Source organism: Stutzerimonas stutzeri (assembly GCF_019090095.1).
GTDB lineage: Bacteria > Pseudomonadota > Gammaproteobacteria > Pseudomonadales > Pseudomonadaceae > Stutzerimonas > Stutzerimonas stutzeri_AN.
In genome coordinates, this window is sequence record NZ_JAGQFP010000001.1 from 258,496 (window position 1) to 277,996 (window position 19,501).

The following is a 19,501-nucleotide window of genomic DNA, read 5'->3' on the forward strand; positions in this document are numbered from 1 at the left end:
GCCTAAGCGCGGGCTTGTGTTCCTTCCACAGCACCTCGCTTATGGCGCGCGTGGCGGCCTTCATCTTCAATCGAGTCGGCTGGGCTCGGCGTCGAGCGGAGCAGAAACAGGAGCGCTGCCGAAATTAGCGGGTCTGAATGCTGCCACATAGAGCGCGGCAGTATCGTTGAGCCATCGAGAGCGCGACGCGGGCCCGGGACGCATCCGTCCGGAGGGAAGTGTGGCCGGGTATCCAGGCAAGCAAGAAGGCGTCTTGGTTGAGCACCCCCTGCAGTAGACAAAAAAAAGCTGCTCCCGGTGAGGGAGCAGCTTCCTTCGGTAGATGCCGGAGGCATCTGCTCACCACTGACCCGAGCTGTGCTCGGGTCGTGCCAGCTCTTAGTGGAACTGGTTCATGGTGTTGTCTTTACCGCTTGCCTTCAGAGCCGCTTCGCCAGCGAAGTACTCCTTGTGGTTGTCGCCGATGTCGGAGCCAGCCATGTTCTGGTGCTTGACGCAGGCGATGCCCTGACGCAGTTCCTGACGCTGAACGCCCTTCACGTAGGCCAGCATGCCCTGGTCGGCGAAGTAGCCCTTGGCCAGGTTGTCGGTGGACAGCGCGGCAGTGTGGTAGGTCGGCAGCGTGATCAGGTGGTGGAAGATGCCGGCGTGAGCCGAACCGTCGCGCTGGAACGTACGGATCTTCTCGTCTGCAACCTGGGCCAGCTCGGTTTCGTCGTACTCGACGCTCATCAGCTTGGCGCGGTCGTAGGCGGAGACGTCCTTGCCTTCGGCAACGAAGGCGTCGAACACCTGCTGGCGGAAGTTCAGGGTCCAGTTGAAGGACGGGCTGTTGTTGTACACCAGCTTGGCGTTCGGAATCACTTCGCGGATGCGATCGACCATGGCCTTGATCTGGCCAACGTGCGGCTTCTCGGTCTCGATCCACAGCAGGTCGGCACCGTTCTGCAGCGAGGTGATGCAGTCCAGGACGCAACGGTCTTCACCGGTGCCCTTGCGGAACTGGAACAGGTTGGACGGCAGACGCTTCGGACGCAGCAGCTTGCCTTCGCGCTTGATCACGACGTCGCCGTTGCCCAGCTGGGCTTCGGAGATTTCTTCGCAATCCAGGAACGAGTTGTACAGGTCGCCCAGGTCGCCCGGCTCTTTGGTCACGGCGATCTGCTTGGTCAGGCCTGCACCCAGGGAGTCGGTACGCGCAACGATGACACCGTTGTCGATGCCCAGCTCGAGGAATGCGTAACGTACGGCAGCGATCTTGGCGAGGAAGTCAGCGTGCGGGACGGTGACTTTGCCGTCCTGGTGGCCGCACTGCTTCTCGTCGGAAACCTGGTTCTCGATCTGGATGCAGCAAGCGCCTGCTTCGATCATGCGCTTGGCCAGCAGGTAGGTGGCTTCCGGGTTGCCGAAGCCGGCATCGATGTCGGCGATGATCGGCACGATGTGGGTTTCGTAGTTGTCGATCTGGCTTTGAATTTCGTTCGCCTTGGCGGTGTCGCCGGCTTCACGAGCGGCATCCAGCGCGGTGAACAGCAGGTCCAGCTCACGGCTGTCAGCCTGGCGCAGGAAGGTATACAGCTCTTCGATCAGGTCGGAAACAGCTGTCTTCTCGTGCATCGACTGGTCCGGCAGCGGTCCGAATTCGGAGCGCAGCGCGGCAACCATCCAGCCCGACAGGTAGAGGTAGCGCTTGTTGGTGGTCTTCAGGTGCTTTTTGATGGAAATCAGCTTCTGCTGGCCGATGAAACCATGCCAGCAGCCCAGTGATTGGGTGTAGACAGACGAGTCAGCGTCGTACTCGGCCATGTCTTTGCGCATGATGTCGGCGGTGTATTGAGCAATTTCCAGACCGGTCTTGAAACGGTTCTGAGCGCGCATGCGAGCGACGGATTCAGGGTTGATAGCGCTCCAGCTGCTTCCAGCTGCTTCTTTCAGAGCGGCAACGGCCTTGATGTCGTTTTGATAAGCGGACATGGTCAATCCTTCAAAAAATACGTGGTTGGTTGAGCACCGACTTTCCCACTTGAACCTGCATGCTTCCGCTGATGATGCGGGCAACACGCGGCGGAGCGTCGAAATACCGACCGAGACGAGGATTGAACCGAGGAGAGGAGGGTGTGCAGTTACGACCGCTAGAAGGCTTGAGCGGGCTGCGGAATGGTCGTGGCATTCCGTCATCTGCGGCGTGGCGCCATGGATGACTCAGCGTACTGGCATCTTCGAGCTGTGCGTCAATCGCTTCCCCGTCCCTCAGGACGACTCGTTCCAGTCGCAACCTCGTCAGTCCGCCTTGTGGGCAGTACAGTCACGGAACGGCTCTGCTGGTTGGCTGAGCGCGATCCGGAGGCCCTTGCCAGGGCCCCTGGTTAGCGGGAGCGGGGCCATAATGCGCTGGAGGAACTGGTTCGTCAAATGTTTTGTAGTGGTTTTTTTTCAGCACTACATATTTTTACAGGGCGGCGATTCGTCAACCTTGGCTAATCAAGCGTGTCGACTTTTATCCGTAGCGAGTAATCCTGGCGGCCTTGGGTAGAGTACCGTCGCAGGGTCCCGCTCTGGTTTGCACTCGCGCTTTCGTCTACGCCGCCGAGCGAAATCCATTCTCCCAGTCGACCGCTGACCCGGGTATCGGCCTCCTGAATATCGATGGCGCCGGGGAGGGTCTGACTCATGCGATCTTGGTGGCTGCTGATATCCACCTGTACCCGATCTCCGTGGACGGTTGCAGTGGCATAGAAGCCGCGCGTGACGTTACGGTATTGGGTTTGCTGATAGATCTGGCCGTAGCCATCGGTGCCGCTTGTGGTCAGTGGCACGCTTTGGCCGACCTGAATCAGGGCCGGATATCCCTCGGTTGCCTGAACGTGTTGAACGCCGCTGCCCTGACTACTGGTGCTACGGCGAATGATGCGGACCTGATCGCGGCCGTTCTGCTCGCCGCGCCCGGTCTGGATTTCAACATTGCCGGCCCGCGCTGAGCCGTCAACGCTGTAACCGCTGTCATTTCCGGTCGCCGTGTTTTGCGTATCGACGCTGATAAGCAGTCTTCGCGGTTCGTTATCGAGCTGAGACAGTACGTCGCGCAGTTCGCTGATCACCGAGGCGGGCGCATTGACGATCAGTTGATTGCCATAGGCATTGACCTTGCCCTGGTCGCCTACAACGGATTGGGCGATGGGCAGCACGTCCTCGGCCATGCGGTAGTTCAGCGGGATCACTTCGGTGGCTGCCTGCAAGGACAGACTGGTGACTAATGCAAGGCCAGCGAGCAGGTGGCGAGTCATATCAAGAAGCTCCGCAGGTCGGGGTCGGACAGGCTATGGTCCCAGGCGGTATCGAATTGTCTTAGCAGTTGGCGGGCACGGCCTGGATCGCTGTACAGCGCATAACCGTTCGGTTGGTCGGGCGTAGGGCGAACCAGCGCGCCGCAATTATCCGCGATGACAAAGGCGGCTAGCTGCGTTGGGTGGTCGGGGTGGCATTTGCGAATCTCCATGTTGCTGCTCAACCGGCGTGCCAGGCCGAGCAGCCGGTGGCCGTTCTTGACAGCGCGCGAGGAATCATCGAGCAGCACGCGCAGGCGATTGCGCGGGTGCGCCAGGAGAAACCGCAAGCAGGCCTGTTGAATGCTGCTGTGGTTGTACAGCAGGGGTTCGAAGTCGGGGCTGTACAAGCTCAAGCTTCGCTGTGCCTGGCCGAGCAAGGTGAGGGCGTGTCGGCGCGCACCGTCGGCGGTTTCGAAGCGTTGTATCCCCGGCGTTTCACCCAGAACGAAAGGTGCGGCCTGCCACGGCTCGGTTGGGGGCTGTATGGCAGGCGGATTGTCGATCTCGAAGCGACCCGGCGATAGGAACTCGATAGCGGCCAGTTCAGGGGCAGCGTCCGAGCGATCCGAGTCGTCAATGCTCATCGCATGCTCAACTGCTTTTACGGAGCATGTCGACATGAGGCAGGCCCGCCTCCAGGAACTCATCGCTGACCACCTCGAAGCCGAGCCGTTCGTAGAAGGCGGTCGCGTGTACCTGGGCAGTGAGGCGCTGTTCGTTGAGGCCACGACGTTCGGCCTCCTGAATCACCGCTTTCATCAGCGCGCCGCCGACGTGCATGCCGCGCCAGTCACGTAGCACGGAAACTCGGCCGATATGCCCGTCGCTGAGTAGCCGGGCCGTACCGATGGGATAGCCGCTTTCAAGTGCGAGGAAATGAACGGCCTCGGCATCGTCCGCATCCCACTCCAGCTCGGGGGGAACGGATTGTTCGGCAATGAACACGGTTTCGCGAATCCGACGCAGGTCGGCGTTGTCCCGTTGCCAGTCGGCGATGCGAACTTCTATTTCACTCATCAGCGAACTCCAGACTTCCCTGTTTGACCAATTGCCACATCAGATTACGCCCATCCTCATCACCCAGCCAGGCAGCGAGGTTCTCGGCGTGCAGTGCATCTGCGGAGCAGATCAGCTTTAGCAGCTCGCGCAGGTGGCCCGGCAGCAGTCTGCTTTGGCCGCTGGCAAAGAGTAGCAAGCCAATGTCGACTTCGCTCCAAGCGAGGCGAGCGCTGAGATTGCGCACCAGGATGGCGCCGTCGTCGAGCGCTGAAAGCAATTCCTGCTCGTCGATATCGGGACCCTGCACGCGTTCCGGATAACGCGGCTCGGTCATGAATTGACCAAACCAGGTGAGCAGTAACCGCTCGTCACCCATATGCTCGGCGAGCATGGCGCGAAGGCGCACCAGTGCGTCGCTCTGGATCTGGTGCGGGTCCTCAGCGGGTGTCAGATCGGCGTCGCTGTAGCGCTCTTCATCCGGCAGGAACTGGGCGAGGAAGTCCGTGAAGTGAGTCAGGACCTCTGCTGCGCTAGGTGCTCGGAAGCCCAGCGAATAGGTCATGCAGGCATCTTCGGCTGTACCGAAGTGCGCCAACCGAGGCGGCAGATAGAGCATGTCGCCAGGCTCGAGCACCCATTCGTCGGTCCCTTGGAAGTCCGCGAGGATGCGCAGATCGGCGTGCGGCAACAGCGGACTGTCGCTGTCGCACATCTGGCCGACTCGCCAGCGACGCTGGCCCTGGGCTTGCAAAAGGAATACGTCGTAGTTGTCGTAATGCGGTCCAACACCACCGCCCGGTGCCGCGAAGCTGATCATGACATCGTCGATCCGCCAGTTCGGCAGGAAGCGAAAGTGCTCGATGAGGTCGGCGACCTCGGGGACCAGCTGGTCGACCGCCTGGACCAGCAGCGTCCAGTCGCGTTCTGGCAGATTCTGGTAAGTATCTTCGCCGAATGGCCCGCGGTGCAGTTCCCAAGGGCTGTCGCCATGCTCGATGACCAGTCGCGACTCGACTTCTTCTTCCAGCGAGAGGCCAGCCAGTTCGTCAGGCGATACCGGGCTTTCGAACGAAGGGATTGCCTGGCGAATCAGCAACGGCTTTTTCTGCCAGTAATCGCGCAGGAACTCGCGTGCGCTGATGCCGCCGAGAATTTGCAAAGGAATATCGGAAGTCATGCCTGTTACCTTGCCCTGCTACAGGGCTGCAAATAAAAACGCCCGGCACAGCCGGGCGTGCAATAGGGGAGATCGCTCAGATCCGCTTGGCCTGGGCGGCGGCGTTACCGATGTAGCCGGCCGGGGTCATCTGGCGTAGCGCGGCCTTGGCTTCAGCGGGGATTTCGAGACCGTCAATGAACGTCTGCAGCGCCTCGGGGCTGATGCCCTTGCCGCGTGTCAGCTCCTTGAGCTTCTCGTAAGGGTTTTCAATGGCGTAGCGACGCATGACGGTCTGGATCGGCTCGGCCAGTACTTCCCAGCAGGCGTCGAGGTCTTCGGCCAGGCGTGCTTCGTTGAGCTCCAGTTTGCCAATGCCCTTGAGGCTCGCCTCATAGGCGATGACGCTGTGCGCGATACCAACGCCCAGGTTGCGCAGAACAGTGGAGTCAGTCAGGTCCCGCTGCCAGCGGGAAATGGGCAGCTTGCTCGCCAGATGCTGGAGCAGCGCATTGGCGATCCCCAAGTTGCCTTCGGAGTTCTCGAAGTCGATCGGATTGACCTTGTGTGGCATGGTCGACGAGCCGATCTCGCCCGCGACGGTGCGCTGCTTGAAGTAGCCCAGCGAGATGTAGCCCCAGATATCCCGATCGAAATCGATAAGAATCGTGTTGAAGCGCGCCACCGCGTCGAACAGCTCGGCGATGTAGTCGTGAGGCTCGATCTGGGTGGTATAGGGATTCCACGACAGGCCTAGATCGTTCTCGATGAACTCGCGCGCGTTGGCTTCCCAGTCGACGTTCGGATAAGCCGAGAGATGCGCATTGTAGTTGCCCACGGCGCCGTTGATCTTGCCCAGCAGCGGTACCGCGGCAACCTGAGCGATCTGTCGTTCGAGCCGGTAAACCACGTTTGCCAGCTCTTTGCCTAGGGTCGTCGGCGAGGCAGGTTGGCCGTGGGTGCGGGACAGCATCGGGACCTCGGCATGCGCGACAGCCAGGGCGCGGATGGCGTCCGCCAGTTGACGCATCAGCGGTAGCAGCACCTCGTCACGGCCCTCGCGCAGCATCAGTGCATGCGAGAGGTTGTTGATGTCTTCGCTGGTGCAGGCGAAGTGGATGAACTCGTTCACTTTGGCCAGTTCGGGCAGCTGCTTGGCCTGCTCCTTGAGCAGGTACTCCACCGCTTTCACATCGTGATTGGTGGTGCGCTCGAACGCTTTGACCCGCTCGGCGTGCTCGATCTGAAAGTTTTCTGCCAACTGATTCAGCAGGGCATTGGCTTCGTCCGAGAAGGGCGCGACTTCTGGAATTCCGGTGTGTGCGGCCAGACGCTGCAACCAGCGAACTTCAACCTGAACGCGGCAGCGAATCAGACCGAATTCGCTGAAAATGGGGCGCAGAGCGCTGGTTTTGCCGGCGTAGCGGCCATCGACAGGGGAAACCGCGGTGAGCGAGGAAAGCTGCATAGAGGGCATTCTCGGACAGTCGAGCAACGAAAAGAGGGCCGAGATTATACATGAAAGCGGGCCGGTTTCCTCCGCTTTGACTGGCTCAGTTGCGTCGCGGCGCTTGCTTCATTCCGTGCGCAGCATGACGTAAAGCGCGTCGAGCAACCGACGCCGGCTAAAGACCATTTGCCACCGATGGCCGCCCAGCTGGCGCCAGAGCCGCGCGGCGCGAATGCCGGCCAGCAGAAGCGCACGAATCTTGGCCGCGTTGTCGGTTTGCTGCAGATGCCGCATGTCGCCTTGCACCTGGATGCGTTGGCGAAAGGTGCTGAGCGTGTCCTGATAGAGGCCGCCGAACGAGGCGATCACGTTTTCGTGAGTCACTCCAAAATGGTCGACCTGCTGTTGGATCTGGTCCAGCCGGTTGCCGATGACCTGCAGCATGTCGCTGCGTTTATCCAGCTGCCGCTCCAAACCGATCATGGCAAGCGCATAGCGCAGGGGCTCGCGCTGCAGGCTGCTGGTATCACGCTCGAGCGCGCCGACCAGCGCCCGGTAACCATCGCGCAGGTTCAGGTCATCGCCACCATAGATTTCAAGCGCCGGCTTGCTCTCGCGTACCAGCAAGCTGCCCAGCATGCTGCCGAGTGCTGCGTTGGGGGCTTGACCGGTTCGGGCGATGCGATCGACCAGTACCGCCGCTTCGAATACCGCACCCAGGGCAATCAGCTGTTCCTGCTGCGGTGTCATGGTCGAGCTCCGGAAACCCAGCGCTCAGCCGCTTCGATCACGCCTCCGCCGAGACAGACATCGCCGTCATAGAACACCACCGACTGCCCGGGAGTCACCGCGCGTTGAGGCTCGTCGAAAACGACTCGATAGCCATCGACAGTTCGCTCTAGCGTGCACGCTTGGTCAGATTGGCGATAGCGCACCTTGGCTGTCAGACGCAAGGGTGCGGACAACTCGATCGGATTGACCCAATAGATATCGGAGGCCAGCAAGGCGCGGGAAAGCAGCCAGGGATGGTCATTGCCTTGCCCGACAATCAGGACATTGCGTTCGAGGTCTTTGCTCAACACATACCAGGGTTCGTCGCCCGCGTCCTTGAGACCGCCGATGCCCAGCCCCTGACGCTGGCCAATGGTGTGATACATGAGGCCATGGTGGCGACCGATGACGTCGCCTTCCACGGTTTCAATGTCGCCGGGCTGAGCCGGTAGGTATTGCTTGAGAAAATCGCTGAAACGGCGCTCGCCGATGAAACAGATGCCAGTGGAATCTTTCTTCTTGGCCGTGGCGAGGCCATGTTTCTCGGCAAGGGCACGGACCGCCGGCTTTTCCAGTTCGCCGACAGGAAACAGGGTCTTGCTCAACTGCTCGCCGCCTACGGCGTGGAGAAAGTAGCTCTGGTCCTTGTTGGGGTCGAGCCCCTTGAGCAGCTCGCTGCGCCCATCGTGGTCATGGCGGCGTACATAGTGTCCCGTCGCGATCAGGTCAGCGCCCAGCGTCAGGGCGTAGTCCAGGAATGCCTTGAACTTGATTTCACGGTTGCAGAGGATGTCCGGGTTCGGGGTCCGTCCGGCCTTGTACTCGGCAAGGAAATGCTCGAACACGTTATCCCAATATTCAGCGGCGAAGTTCGCCGTATGCAGCGCAATCCCGATCCGATCGCACACCGCTTGGGCGTCAGCCAGGTCCTCACGTGCCGTGCAGTACTCGGTGCCGTCATCCTCTTCCCAGTTCTTCATGAACAGGCCTTCGACCTGATACCCCTGCTCGAGTAGAAGCAGAGCGGAGACCGATGAGTCGACTCCGCCGGACATGCCGACAATGACGCGAGGTTTTCGAGGGGCAGGGGATGTTGAGGCGGGCATAGATAGTCGAAGTCAACTGCAAAAAAAGGGATTCTAACAGGCCGGTCAAGTGAGCGGTTAGGGCGGATCAGTCGCGAACGACCGCCAGGTCAAATGTCTTGCCCGATAGGTAGTCATCGATGCAGCGCATTATCAGCTCGCTTCGCCAACGTTCCGGTTGAGCGACCAACTCATCACGAGTCATCCAGTGCGCGCCCACGATGCCTTCGTCGAGTTCGCGCTGCGGATCGTGCTCGAGTGGCGCGGCGATGAAGCAGACACGCTGATAGGTCACGCCGTTGCTCGGCGCGGTATAGAGATAGACCCCGACCACGCCACGCAGCTCGACGGTCCAGCCGGTTTCTTCGAGCGTCTCGCGCACAGCCGCCTGGCGCAGTGTCTCGTCGGGCTCGAGATGTCCGGCCGGTTGGTTCAGTACCAGCCGGCCGCCTTTGCTTTCTTCGACCATGAGAAAGCGGCCATCTGCTTCGACGATCGTCGCAACGGTGATATGAGGGTGCCAAGTCATGTTTTGGGCCTTCCTGCGTTAAACGGCAAAAGTATCGTTCGCGTGTGGCGAAAACGGAAAACCCCGGCATGGGCCGGGGTTTCGCATGGACCAAACGTCGGTCTACGTCAGCTGATCAAGCCAATGCGGCGAGCGCGGCGTTGAAGGTCGCGCTGGGACGCATGACCCGGCTGGTCAGCTCCGGGTTGGAGCGGTAGTAGCCGCCGATATCAACCGGCTTGCCTTGCACCGCTGCCAATTCGGCGGTGATGGCTTCTTCGTTGTCGGCCAACTGCTTGGCCAGCGGTGCGAAGCGAGCCTGCAACTCCAGGTCCTCGGTCTGCGCTGCCAGCTCTTGCGCCCAGTAAAGCGCCAGGTAGAAGTGGCTGCCCCGGTTATCGAGCTCACCGGTGCGACGAGACGGCGACTTGTTGGTATCGAGCAGCTTGCCTGTCGCGGCATCGAGCGTCTTGCCGAGCAGCTTGGCCTTGAGGTTGTCCGTCTTGATGCCGGTTTCCTCCAGCGACACGGCCAGCGCGAGGAACTCGCCAAGGGAATCCCAGCGGAGATGGTTCTCTTCGATCAGCTGCTGCACGTGTTTAGGGGCGGAACCACCAGCACCGGTTTCGTACATGCCGCCGCCCGCCATCAGCGGAACGATGGACAGCATCTTCGCCGAAGTGCCCAGTTCCATGATCGGGAAGAGGTCGGTGAGGTAGTCGCGCAGCACGTTGCCGGTTACCGAAATGGTGTCTTGCCCACGAATCATGCGCTCCATGCTGACACGAATGGCTTCGTTGTAACCCATGATGCGGATATCCAGGCCGCTCAGGTCGTGATCCTTGAGGTAGGTTTCGACCTTGTTCTGCAGCTGGCGATCATGCGCGCGCTCCGGATCGAGCCAGAAAATCGCCGGCGTGTTCGACTGACGGGCGCGGGTAACGGCCAGCTTGACCCAGTCGCGGATCGGGGCGTCCTTGGTCTGGCAGGCGCGCCAGATGTCGCCTTTCTCGACTTCGTGCTGCATCAGCACGGTGCCGTCAGCCAGCACGACGCGCATGGTGCCGTCGGCGTGCATCTCGAAGGTTTTGTCGTGCGAACCGTATTCTTCGGCTTTTTGTGCCATCAAGCCAACGTTAGGCACGCTGCCCATGGTGACCGGGTCAAAGGCACCGTTGGTTTTGCAGAAATTGATCATTTCCTGGTAGATGCGAGCGTAGGTGCTCTCCGGCATCACCGCTTTGGTGTCCTTCTGCTTGCCATCCTTGCCCCACATCTGTCCGGAGTTGCGGATCATCGCCGGCATGGAGGCGTCGACGATCACGTCGCTCGGGATGTGCAGGTTGGTGATGCCTTTGACGGAATCGACCATGGCCATTTCCGGGCGTTCGGCATAGCAGGCATGGATGTCGTGGAGGATTTCTTCCTGCTGTGAATCGGGCAGGCTCTTGATCTTGTCGTAGACGCTGCTCAAGCCGTTGTTGGGATTGACGCCCAGCTCTTTGAACAGATCGCCGTACTTGTCGAACACGTCCTTGTAATAGACGCTGACGGCATGGCCGAACACGATCGGGTGGGAGATTTTCATCATCGTCGCTTTGACGTGCAGTGACCACATCACACCGGTTGCCTTGCAGTCCTGCAGCGTTTCTTCGAAGAAGGCGCGCAGTTTCTTGCAGCTCATGAACATGCCATCGAGCACTTCGCCTTCCTGCAGAGAAAGCGACTTCTTCACTTCGACCTGGCCGTCTTTGCCAACGAACTCGATACGGACGTCGCCCGCTTTGTCCATGGTGATGGATTGCTCGCTGGAGAAGAAATCGCCGCCGCGCATGTAATCTGCGTGCGACTGGGAGGCCTTGCTCCACTTGCCCATCGAGTGCGGATGCTTGCGGGCGAAGGCCTTCACGGCGGCGGGTGCGCGGCGATCGGAGTTGCCTTCGCGCAGTACCGGGTTCACGGCACTGCCGAGTACCTTGCTATAGCGCGCGCGGACGTCTTTCTCGGCGTCGGTTTTCGGATCTTCGGGATAGTTGGGAATGTTGTAGCCGAGCGCCTGGAGCTCCGCGATGGCCGCCTTGAGCTGGGGTACAGAGGCGCTGATATTGGGCAGCTTGATAATGTTCGCATCGGGCTGGTTGGTCAGCTCGGCGAGCTTGGCCAGGTCGTCGTCGACTGCTTTGTCAGCGGCCAGCTGATCGGCAAAGCTTGCAAGAATCCGCCCTGCAAGAGAGATGTCACGTGTTTCGACGGCTATATCAGCAGAGGCGGCAAAGGCTTCTACAATGGGGAGAAGCGAGTAGGTGGCCAGAGCCGGGGCTTCGTCGGTGAAGGTATAAATGATCTTCGAGCGGGTGGACATGTAGTGTTGACTCTCTCTTGCTGAGCGTGCACAGAGCCTCGAGTGCGCAGGTAGGCGCGCTGGCTGGTGTTGCGCCAGTTACGAAGCTCGCCGCGATGATGTTGGTTGCAGCACCACTAGAGTGTTGAGCGTTCGAACCGTCCGGCCGCGGTGGGCAGCCTGGCGGTTTCAGGAGCAAGCCCCCCGAGGGAGAGCCATTGCCCCTTCATGACTCGTTAGTCACCTAAGCAGTATATCACCGCAGCCCGTTGTCGAAGAATGCCCGAGCCATACGACGAACGAACATATGGTTTCGGCCGATTCAACTGGGGTACTCTTTGAAGATGACCACTGTTTAATGTTTAACCACAAAACGGAGTCCAGCATGGGATACCAAAAGATCCAGGTGCCTGCCAGCGGTGACAAAATCACCGTCAATGCCGATAACACCCTGAATGTCCCCAACAATCCGATCATCCCTTATATAGAAGGTGACGGCATTGGCGTGGACATCAGTCCGGTGATGATCAAAGTGGTCGATGCCGCCGTCGAGAAAGCATACGGTGGCCAGCGCAAAATCTCCTGGATGGAGATCTACGCCGGAGAGAAAGCGACCCAAGTCTACGATCAGGATACCTGGCTGCCGAAGGAAACCCTGGAGGCCGTGCGTGATTACGTCGTTTCCATCAAGGGCCCTTTGACCACGCCAGTCGGCGGTGGCATTCGCTCGCTGAACGTCGCGCTGCGTCAGGAGCTCGATCTTTATGTATGCCAGCGTCCCGTTCGTTGGTTCACCGGTGTGCCCAGTCCGGTGAAGAAGCCGGCTGACGTGGACATGGTGATCTTCCGTGAGAATTCCGAAGACATCTATGCCGGTGTCGAATGGAAGGCAGGCTCCCCTGAGGCGGAGAAAGTCATCAAGTTCCTCACCGAAGAAATGGGCGTCAAGAAGATTCGCTTCACGGAAAACTGCGGTATCGGCATCAAGCCGGTCTCGCTCGAAGGGACCAAACGCCTGGTTCGCAAGGCTCTGCAATACGCGGTGGATAACAATCGCAGCTCGGTTACGCTGGTGCACAAGGGCAACATCATGAAGTTCACCGAGGGTGCCTTCAAAGAATGGGGCTACGAGGTGGCGCGTGACGAGTTCGGTGCTGAGCTGCTCGACGGCGGCCCCTGGATGCAGTTCAAGAATCCAACGACCGGCAAGAACATCGTCGTGAAAGACGCCATTGCCGACGCCATGCTGCAGCAAATTCTTCTGCGTCCCGCCGAGTACGATGTGATCGCTACGCTCAACCTCAACGGTGATTATCTGTCCGATGCACTCGCGGCGGAGGTGGGCGGCATCGGTATCGCGCCAGGTGCCAACCTGTCCGACACGGTCGCCATGTTCGAGGCAACGCACGGCACGGCGCCCAAATATGCTGGCCAGGACAAGGTAAACCCTGGTTCGCTGATCCTTTCGGCAGAGATGATGCTGCGCCACATGGGGTGGGTAGAAGCAGCGGATCTGATTATCAAATCGACCGAGAGCGCGATCGCGGCCAAGACGGTGACCTATGACTTCGAGCGCCTGATGGAGGGTGCGAGGCTGATGTCCTGTTCCGAGTTCGGCGACGCCATGATCTCCCACATGTAATTTGTGGCAGGCAACACGAAAAGGCCGATCGATTGATCGGCCTTTTCGTTACCTGGGGTCAGGCGTCTACGGTCGAGCTCTGTGAAACAGGCGCCACTGTTTCAGTCGTGCTCTGCAGCGATTGAATGTTGGTTGCGTGCAGGCCCTTGGGACCTTGCAGAATGTCGAACATGACCGCTTGCCCAGCTTTGAGCGTTCTATACCCTTCCATCTGAATGGCTGAGTAATGGGCGAACAGGTCCTCATCGCCGCCGTCTGCTACGATGAATCCGTAGCCTTTGGCGTTGTTGAACCACTTGACCTTACCGCTTAGCATGCTGTTATCCCTCTGCAAAGGAGTCCATCACTGGAGTAACATCCATTTCATTCCGCGCTGATGCAGCACATAGCCCATACGCGCAGCCCGTTGCCGTTGTGGCACATACTGTTTGTATCACCGTTTTGCCGATAGTCAAGGCGACTCGTCAGGTGGCTGTGAAGCCTTTCCAATTACCCGGCCTCGGCGCCCCGATCTAGAACCGTTATACGCATGCGTGCATCTCCAGAGATTCGACTAATATTCAATCATGATCGTCCCAAACCGTTGGACGACGACTCCACCGGCCTTGCTGTCGAGGAGGCCAAGCCGCTGCTAAAGGCACCACCGATGTTCAAAGTTGTCATGTTTAATGATGACTACACGCCGATGGATTTCGTCGTGGAGGTGCTTGAGGGTATTTTCAATCACAATCGGGAGCTCGCCACCAAGATCATGCTGGCGGTTCACACGGAAGGGCGGGCCGTTTGTGGTGTCTACACACGGGACGTTGCTGAAACCAAAGCGATGCAGGTCAATCAATATGCAAGGGAGTGCCAGCATCCGTTGCTTTGTGAGATCGAGAAGGACGGTTAACCCCGAGTGCTGGGTAAGAGGTGAAAGCTATGTTGAACCGTGAGCTCGAAGTCACTTTGAATCTGGCTTTCAAGGAGGCTCGTACCAAGCGTCATGAATTCATGACCGTCGAGCATCTCCTGTTAGCCTTGCTGGATAACGAAGCAGCCGCAACGGTTTTGCGGGCCTGTGGGGCCAGTCTCGACAAGTTACGCCATGATTTGCAGGAGTTCATCGACTCCACGACGCCGTTGATTCCTCAGCATGACGAGGAGCGTGAAACGCAGCCAACCTTGGGCTTCCAGCGTGTGCTCCAGCGTGCTGTTTTCCATGTCCAGAGCTCCGGCAAGCGCGAAGTCACAGGAGCGAATGTCCTGGTCGCCATTTTCAGCGAGCAGGAGAGTCAGGCGGTATTCCTGCTCAAGCAGCAAAATGTCGCGCGCATCGATGTGGTCAATTACATCGCTCATGGGATTTCCAAGGTGCCAGGCCACAACGGCAATCCTGAAAGCGACTCGGACATGCAAGACGAAGAGGGCGGCGAAGCCACCGCATCTGGCAATCCGCTCGATGCGTACGCCAGCAACCTCAATGATCTCGCCCGCCAGGGGCGGATCGATCCACTGGTTGGGCGTGAGCATGAAGTCGAGCGGGTGGCGCAAATTCTTGCCCGTCGGCGTAAGAACAATCCGCTACTGGTTGGTGAGGCTGGGGTCGGCAAGACGGCGATCGCCGAGGGACTTGCCAAGCGAATCGTCGATCACCAGGTTCCGGACCTGTTGGCGGACAGTGTCGTCTATTCACTCGATCTGGGTGCATTGCTGGCTGGGACCAAGTACCGTGGGGACTTCGAGAAGCGCTTCAAGGCGTTGTTGAACGAGCTGCGTAAGCGGCCTCAGGCTGTTCTGTTCATTGATGAAATCCATACGATTATCGGTGCCGGCGCGGCGTCGGGTGGGGTGATGGATGCGTCCAATCTCCTCAAGCCGCTGTTGTCTTCCGGGGAGATCCGTTGTATCGGCTCGACCACCTTCCAGGAGTTTCGCGGCATATTCGAGAAAGACCGTGCGCTGGCCCGACGCTTCCAGAAGGTCGACGTTTCCGAACCCTCGGTGGAGGACACGATCGGCATTCTGCGCGGCTTGAAGGGTCGTTTCGAGCAGCATCACGGCATCGAGTACAGCGATGAGTCTCTTCGTGCCGCGGCCGAGCTGTCATCGCGTTACATCAATGATCGCCACATGCCGGACAAGGCCATCGACGTCATTGACGAGGCGGGTGCCTATCAGCGTCTGCTGCCTGAAGACAAGCGGGCGCCGCGGATCGATGTGGAGCAGGTTGAAAACATCATCGCGAAAATCGCGCGCATACCACCCAAGCACGTCAGTACGTCCGACAAGGAGTTGCTGCGCAATCTGCAGCGCGATCTGAAGCTGACGGTCTTTGGTCAGGATGACGCCATCGACTCGCTCGCCACCGCCATCAAGCTATCCCGGGCTGGGTTGAAAGCGCCGGACAAGCCGGTCGGCTCGTTCCTGTTCGCTGGCCCTACCGGTGTCGGTAAGACCGAGGCGGCGCGGCAATTGGCGCGGGCATTGGGCATCGAGCTGGTTCGTTTCGACATGTCGGAATACATGGAGCGTCATACGGTGTCGCGTTTGATTGGCGCGCCGCCCGGCTATGTCGGTTTTGATCAGGGCGGATTGCTGACCGAGGCCATTACCAAGCAGCCTCATTGCGTGTTGCTGCTCGACGAGATCGAGAAGGCGCATCCGGAAGTATTCAACCTGCTGCTGCAGGTAATGGATCACGGGACCCTGACCGACAATAACGGTCGCAAAGCCGACTTCCGTAATGTAATCCTGATCATGACCACCAATGCCGGTGCGGAGACCGCCGCCCGGGCTTCGATTGGTTTCACTCATCAGGATCACGCCTCGGATGCCATGGAGGTGATCAAGAAGAGCTTTACGCCGGAGTTCCGTAATCGCCTGGATACGATCATCCAGTTTGGTCGCCTGAGCCACGAGGTCATCAAGAGTATTGTCGACAAGTTCCTCATCGAGCTGCAGACGCAGCTCGAGGACAAGCATGTCACGCTCGAGGTGTCCGATGCGGCCCGTGGCTGGTTGGCCGAGCGTGGTTACGATCCGCAAATGGGTGCGCGGCCAATGGCTCGCCTGATTCAGGACAAGATCAAGCGACCGCTGGCTGAGGAGATTCTGTTCGGTGAGTTGGCCGAACATGGCGGTGTGGTGCACATCGATATTCGCGACGACGAGCCCTTCTTCGAGTTCGAAACGTCAGCCGAGCTGGCATAGTCCGGATAGGTGCATCGAAACGAAAAACGCCCGGCATTTGCCGGGCGTTTTTCGTTTGACCGTGTCGGTGGCGGTGTGCCGGGTACAGATGACGCTTTGGCTGACCGTGGAATAATTCAGCACAACAAAAAGCCCGGCGGTTACCGGGCGTTCGTTCTCGCGCTTCGTTAACGAGCGCGGTAGGTAATACGACCTTTGCTCAAGTCGTAGGGCGTCAGTTCGACGCGAACTTTGTCACCGGTCAGAATCCGGATGTAGTTCTTGCGCATCTTTCCGGAGATGTGCGCAGTAACGACGTGCCCATTTTCCAACTCCACGCGAAACATGGTGTTGGGCAGGGTGTCGACGACAGTACCTTCCATTTCGAAGCTGTCTTCTTTCGACATTCAGTAAAGCCCTCGGTGTCCAATGAGTAACCCGGCGCGAAAAATGCCCGGGTAAAAGCGGCAAGTATTGTGCCTGAAAGGGTCCCGAGAGCCAAGGGCTCAGCTCAGAGTAATCCAGCGCTGGTTAACCAGTAGTTCGATGGGGCGGTACTCGGTTTTGTAGTTCATCTTGCGGCAGTTCTTAATCCAGTAGCCCAGGTAGATCGCCTTCAGACCAAGCCGCGCTGCCTCGCCGACCTGCCAGAGAATGGCGAAGCGACCAAGGCTCCGGCGTTCTTCGTTCGGGTCGTAGAAGGTATAAACCGCAGATAGCCCATTGGGCAGCACATCGGTGACGGCCAGCGCGAGCAGTCGTCCTTCCAGTCGGAACTCGTAGAAGCGGGAGAACGGCAGATCGCGGACCAGGAAGGTATGGAACTGGTCCCGGCTCGGCGGGTACATATCGCCGTCCGCATGACGTTGTTCGATATAGGTGGCGTAGAGCGAGTAATACTCTTCGGTGAACGAGGGGCGGACGCTGGTGACCGTCAGGTCGGCATTGCGTTTGAGGATGCGTCGCTGCTGGCGGTTGAGCTGTAGTCCGTCGGCCGGTATCCGCGCGGGGATGCAGGCGGTGCAGCGCTGGCAATGCGGACGATAAAGGTGGTCGCCACTACGGCGGAAGCCCATTTCAGACAGCTCGGCGTACACCTGCACATCCATCGGCTGACTGGGGTCGAGGAAGAGTGTGGTGGCCTGTTCATCGGGCAGATAACTGCACGCATGAGGCTGGGTCGCGTAGAACTTGAGACGAGCCAAAGAAGTCATGGTCAGCTCTCGGAAAACTTGAAATCAGTGTAGGTCAGCTTGGCTTCGTCGACTAGGGCTCCCATCGGGCTGAACTGGGTTCGTCCAGATGCTTCGCAAGCGCTTCGGCGAAGACCTGGCGGGGGATGGGCCGTGCGCCGAAACTGGCCAGGTGTTGCGTCGGCATCTGGCAGTCAATCAATTTGAAATCCCAGTCGCGGAGACGTTCCACTAATGTCACGAATCCCACCTTGGAAGCATCGGTCGTATGGCTGAACATCGATTCGCCGAAGAATAGTCGACCCATTGCGAGCCCATAGAGCCCGCCGACCAATCGTCCGTCTTGCCAGACTTCGACCGAGTGTGCGACGCCGAGGCGATGCAGCGTCACGTAGGCGTCCTGCATTGGCGTCGTGATCCAGGTGCCGTCGGCATAGCTGCGAGGCCCGGCGCAACCTTCGATCACGGCTCTAAAGGCTTGGTCGAACGTGACGTTGAATACTTCCTGGCGCAGCTTCTTGCGCAGGCTGCGAGAGACATGCAGTTCCTCGGGATAGAGAACCGTGCGGGGGTCAGGCGACCACCAGAGCAGCGGCTGGCCCTCCTGGTACCAGGGAAAGCAGCCGTGACGGTAGGCCGCCATCAAGCGCTCGGGCGACAAATCCCCGCCAGCCGCGAGCAACCCATTGGGTTCTCGCATGGCCTTCTCCAAGGGGGGGAACGACAGGTCGTCGCGTTGCAGCCAGGTCAGCATATTGGTCGCCAGAAAGGAGCGGCGATGCCGCCCCGGCGTGTCTTACTGGTCCAGGTACTTTTCGGCATCGAGTGCGGCCATGCAGCCGGCGCCAGCAGACGTAATGGCTTGGCGATAGACGTGATCGGCCACATCGCCCGCTGCGAATACGCCTGGTATGGTCGTGCAGGTGGCGTCGCCTTCACTGCCGCCTTTGACCTTGAGGTAGCCATCGCGCATCTCGAGCTGACCCTGGAACAGGTCAGTGTTGGGTTTGTGGCCGATGGCGATGAAAACCCCCGACAGCTCAAGCTTCTGTTCTTCGCCAGACAGGGTGCTTTTCAGGCGGACACCGGTGACGCCGCTGGCATCGCCAAGCACTTCTTCCAGGGTGTGATTCCAGTGGAGCCGAATATTGCCGTTGGTCGCCTTGTCCAGCAGTTTGTCCTGAAGAATCTTCTCCGAGCGCAGCTTGTCGCGACGATGGATCAGGTGAACTTCCTTGGCGATGTTCGACAGGTACAGCGCTTCCTCGACCGCTGTGTTGCCACCGCCAATCACGGCCACTACCTGGTTGCGGTAGAAGAAACCGTCACAGGTAGCGCAGGCCGATACGCCGCGTCCAGCAAATGCCTCCTCCGACGGCAGGCCAAGATATTGGGCTGAGGCGCCGGTGGCGATGATCAACGCGTCGCAGCTGTAGGTGGCACTGTCACCCTTGAGAATGAAGGGGCGCTGCTGCAGTTCGGCGGTGTGGATGTGGTCGAACACCACTTCGGTATCGAAGCGCTCGGCGTGTTTCTGCATCCGCTCCATCAATGCCGGGCCGGTAAGGCCTTCCACATCGCCTGGCCAGTTATCCACTTCCGTCGTGGTGGTGAGCTGGCCGCCCGGCTGGATACCGGTGATCATCAGTGGCTTCAGGTTAGCGCGGGCCGCGTACACCGCGGCGGTATAACCGGCCGGGCCTGAGCCGAGGATGATCAGACGTGAATGCTTGACTTCATTCATAAAAAGCCCTCATAAGCCTTTGTTGCGAATAGAGAAGCGTGCTCCAGTCGAGCCGCATAGTAAAAACTGGCGTTTATGCTACACCGAAGCATCGAGAAAAGCCCAAGCCGGCGAG

The 19,501-nt window shown here is 59.4% G+C and carries 18 protein-coding genes; 3 read left to right on the top strand and 15 right to left on the bottom strand.

Annotation, left to right across the window (positions count from 1 at the left end):
- Window positions 1-378: 378 nt before the first annotated feature.
- From KVO92_RS01065 to KVO92_RS01110, 10 genes are all read right to left on the bottom strand, one after another.
- Window positions 379-1,974: an isocitrate lyase gene (locus KVO92_RS01065; protein WP_217473851.1), complete on the bottom strand. Its 1,596-nt coding sequence runs from the start codon at window positions 1,972-1,974 to the stop codon at window positions 379-381.
- 503 nt (window positions 1,975-2,477) lie between these two features.
- Window positions 2,478-3,284, bottom strand: coding sequence for a secretin N-terminal domain-containing protein (locus KVO92_RS01070; RefSeq protein WP_217473853.1), 807 nt, complete (start codon window positions 3,282-3,284; stop codon window positions 2,478-2,480).
- On the bottom strand, window positions 3,281-3,910 hold the full coding sequence (locus KVO92_RS01075; RefSeq protein ID WP_217473854.1) for a histone acetyltransferase HPA2: 630 nt from the start codon (window positions 3,908-3,910) through the stop codon (window positions 3,281-3,283). The genes KVO92_RS01070 and KVO92_RS01075 overlap by 4 nt, the downstream gene beginning before the upstream one ends.
- 7 nt (window positions 3,911-3,917) lie before the next feature.
- On the bottom strand, window positions 3,918-4,343 hold the full coding sequence (locus tag KVO92_RS01080) for a GNAT family N-acetyltransferase (protein ID WP_217473855.1): 426 nt from the start codon (window positions 4,341-4,343) through the stop codon (window positions 3,918-3,920).
- Entirely contained in the window at window positions 4,336-5,502 is a 1,167-nt protein-coding gene (locus tag KVO92_RS01085; protein ID WP_217473856.1) for a cupin domain-containing protein, read from the bottom strand. Before KVO92_RS01085 ends, KVO92_RS01080 begins: the two co-directional genes overlap by 8 nt.
- A gap of 76 nt (window positions 5,503-5,578) precedes the next feature.
- On the bottom strand, window positions 5,579-6,949 hold the full coding sequence (purB, locus tag KVO92_RS01090) for an adenylosuccinate lyase (protein ID WP_217473857.1): 1,371 nt from the start codon (window positions 6,947-6,949) through the stop codon (window positions 5,579-5,581).
- A 108-nt stretch (window positions 6,950-7,057) separates the two neighbouring features.
- Window positions 7,058-7,681: a high frequency lysogenization protein HflD gene (hflD, locus tag KVO92_RS01095; RefSeq protein WP_217473858.1), complete on the bottom strand. Its 624-nt coding sequence runs from the start codon at window positions 7,679-7,681 to the stop codon at window positions 7,058-7,060.
- The gene (gene mnmA, locus KVO92_RS01100) at window positions 7,678-8,808 is read right to left on the bottom strand and encodes a tRNA 2-thiouridine(34) synthase MnmA (protein WP_217473859.1); all 1,131 of its coding nucleotides are present in this window, start codon (window positions 8,806-8,808) and stop codon (window positions 7,678-7,680) included. Before mnmA ends, hflD begins: the two co-directional genes overlap by 4 nt.
- A gap of 67 nt (window positions 8,809-8,875) precedes the next feature.
- Window positions 8,876-9,316, bottom strand: a complete 441-nt coding sequence (locus KVO92_RS01105; RefSeq protein ID WP_217473860.1) for an NUDIX hydrolase — start codon at window positions 9,314-9,316, stop codon at window positions 8,876-8,878.
- Window positions 9,317-9,431: 115 nt separating this feature from the next.
- Window positions 9,432-11,657 (bottom strand): NADP-dependent isocitrate dehydrogenase, encoded by a 2,226-nt coding sequence (locus KVO92_RS01110; protein WP_217473861.1) that lies wholly within the window; start codon window positions 11,655-11,657, stop codon window positions 9,432-9,434.
- 364 nt (window positions 11,658-12,021) lie between these two features.
- Here KVO92_RS01110 and icd point away from each other — a divergent pair, with 364 nt between their 5' ends.
- A complete protein-coding gene (gene icd / locus KVO92_RS01115) occupies window positions 12,022-13,278 on the top strand; it encodes an NADP-dependent isocitrate dehydrogenase (RefSeq protein ID WP_217475387.1) in 1,257 nt (418 codons plus the stop codon).
- Between the two features lie 58 nt (window positions 13,279-13,336).
- Here the strand turns inward: icd and cspD are convergent, their stop codons facing one another.
- Complete coding sequence (cspD, locus tag KVO92_RS01120) at window positions 13,337-13,594, bottom strand: cold shock domain-containing protein CspD (protein WP_217473862.1); 258 nt, start codon at window positions 13,592-13,594, stop codon at window positions 13,337-13,339.
- A 213-nt stretch (window positions 13,595-13,807) separates the two neighbouring features.
- On the opposite strand from cspD, the gene clpS reads away from it, so the two are divergent.
- Entirely contained in the window at window positions 13,808-14,170 is a 363-nt protein-coding gene (gene clpS, locus KVO92_RS01125) for an ATP-dependent Clp protease adapter ClpS (protein ID WP_021207793.1), read from the top strand.
- A gap of 29 nt (window positions 14,171-14,199) precedes the next feature.
- Window positions 14,200-16,470 (top strand): ATP-dependent Clp protease ATP-binding subunit ClpA, encoded by a 2,271-nt coding sequence (gene clpA / locus KVO92_RS01130; RefSeq protein WP_217473863.1) that lies wholly within the window; start codon window positions 14,200-14,202, stop codon window positions 16,468-16,470.
- A gap of 167 nt (window positions 16,471-16,637) precedes the next feature.
- On the opposite strand, the gene infA is transcribed toward clpA, so the two are convergent.
- From infA to trxB, 4 genes are all read right to left on the bottom strand, one after another.
- Window positions 16,638-16,856 carry a translation initiation factor IF-1 gene (gene infA, locus KVO92_RS01135; protein ID WP_002553999.1) on the bottom strand — a complete coding sequence of 73 codons (219 nt, stop codon included), beginning with the start codon at window positions 16,854-16,856 and terminating at the stop codon, window positions 16,638-16,640.
- Window positions 16,857-16,955: 99 nt separating this feature from the next.
- Window positions 16,956-17,663, bottom strand: coding sequence for an arginyltransferase (locus KVO92_RS01140; protein WP_217473864.1), 708 nt, complete (start codon window positions 17,661-17,663; stop codon window positions 16,956-16,958).
- Window positions 17,664-17,715: 52 nt separating this feature from the next.
- Window positions 17,716-18,396 carry a leucyl/phenylalanyl-tRNA--protein transferase gene (gene aat / locus KVO92_RS01145; protein ID WP_217473865.1) on the bottom strand — a complete coding sequence of 227 codons (681 nt, stop codon included), beginning with the start codon at window positions 18,394-18,396 and terminating at the stop codon, window positions 17,716-17,718.
- 42 nt (window positions 18,397-18,438) lie between these two features.
- On the bottom strand, window positions 18,439-19,386 hold the full coding sequence (gene trxB / locus KVO92_RS01150; RefSeq protein ID WP_217473866.1) for a thioredoxin-disulfide reductase: 948 nt from the start codon (window positions 19,384-19,386) through the stop codon (window positions 18,439-18,441).
- Window positions 19,387-19,501: the final 115 nt, after the last annotated feature.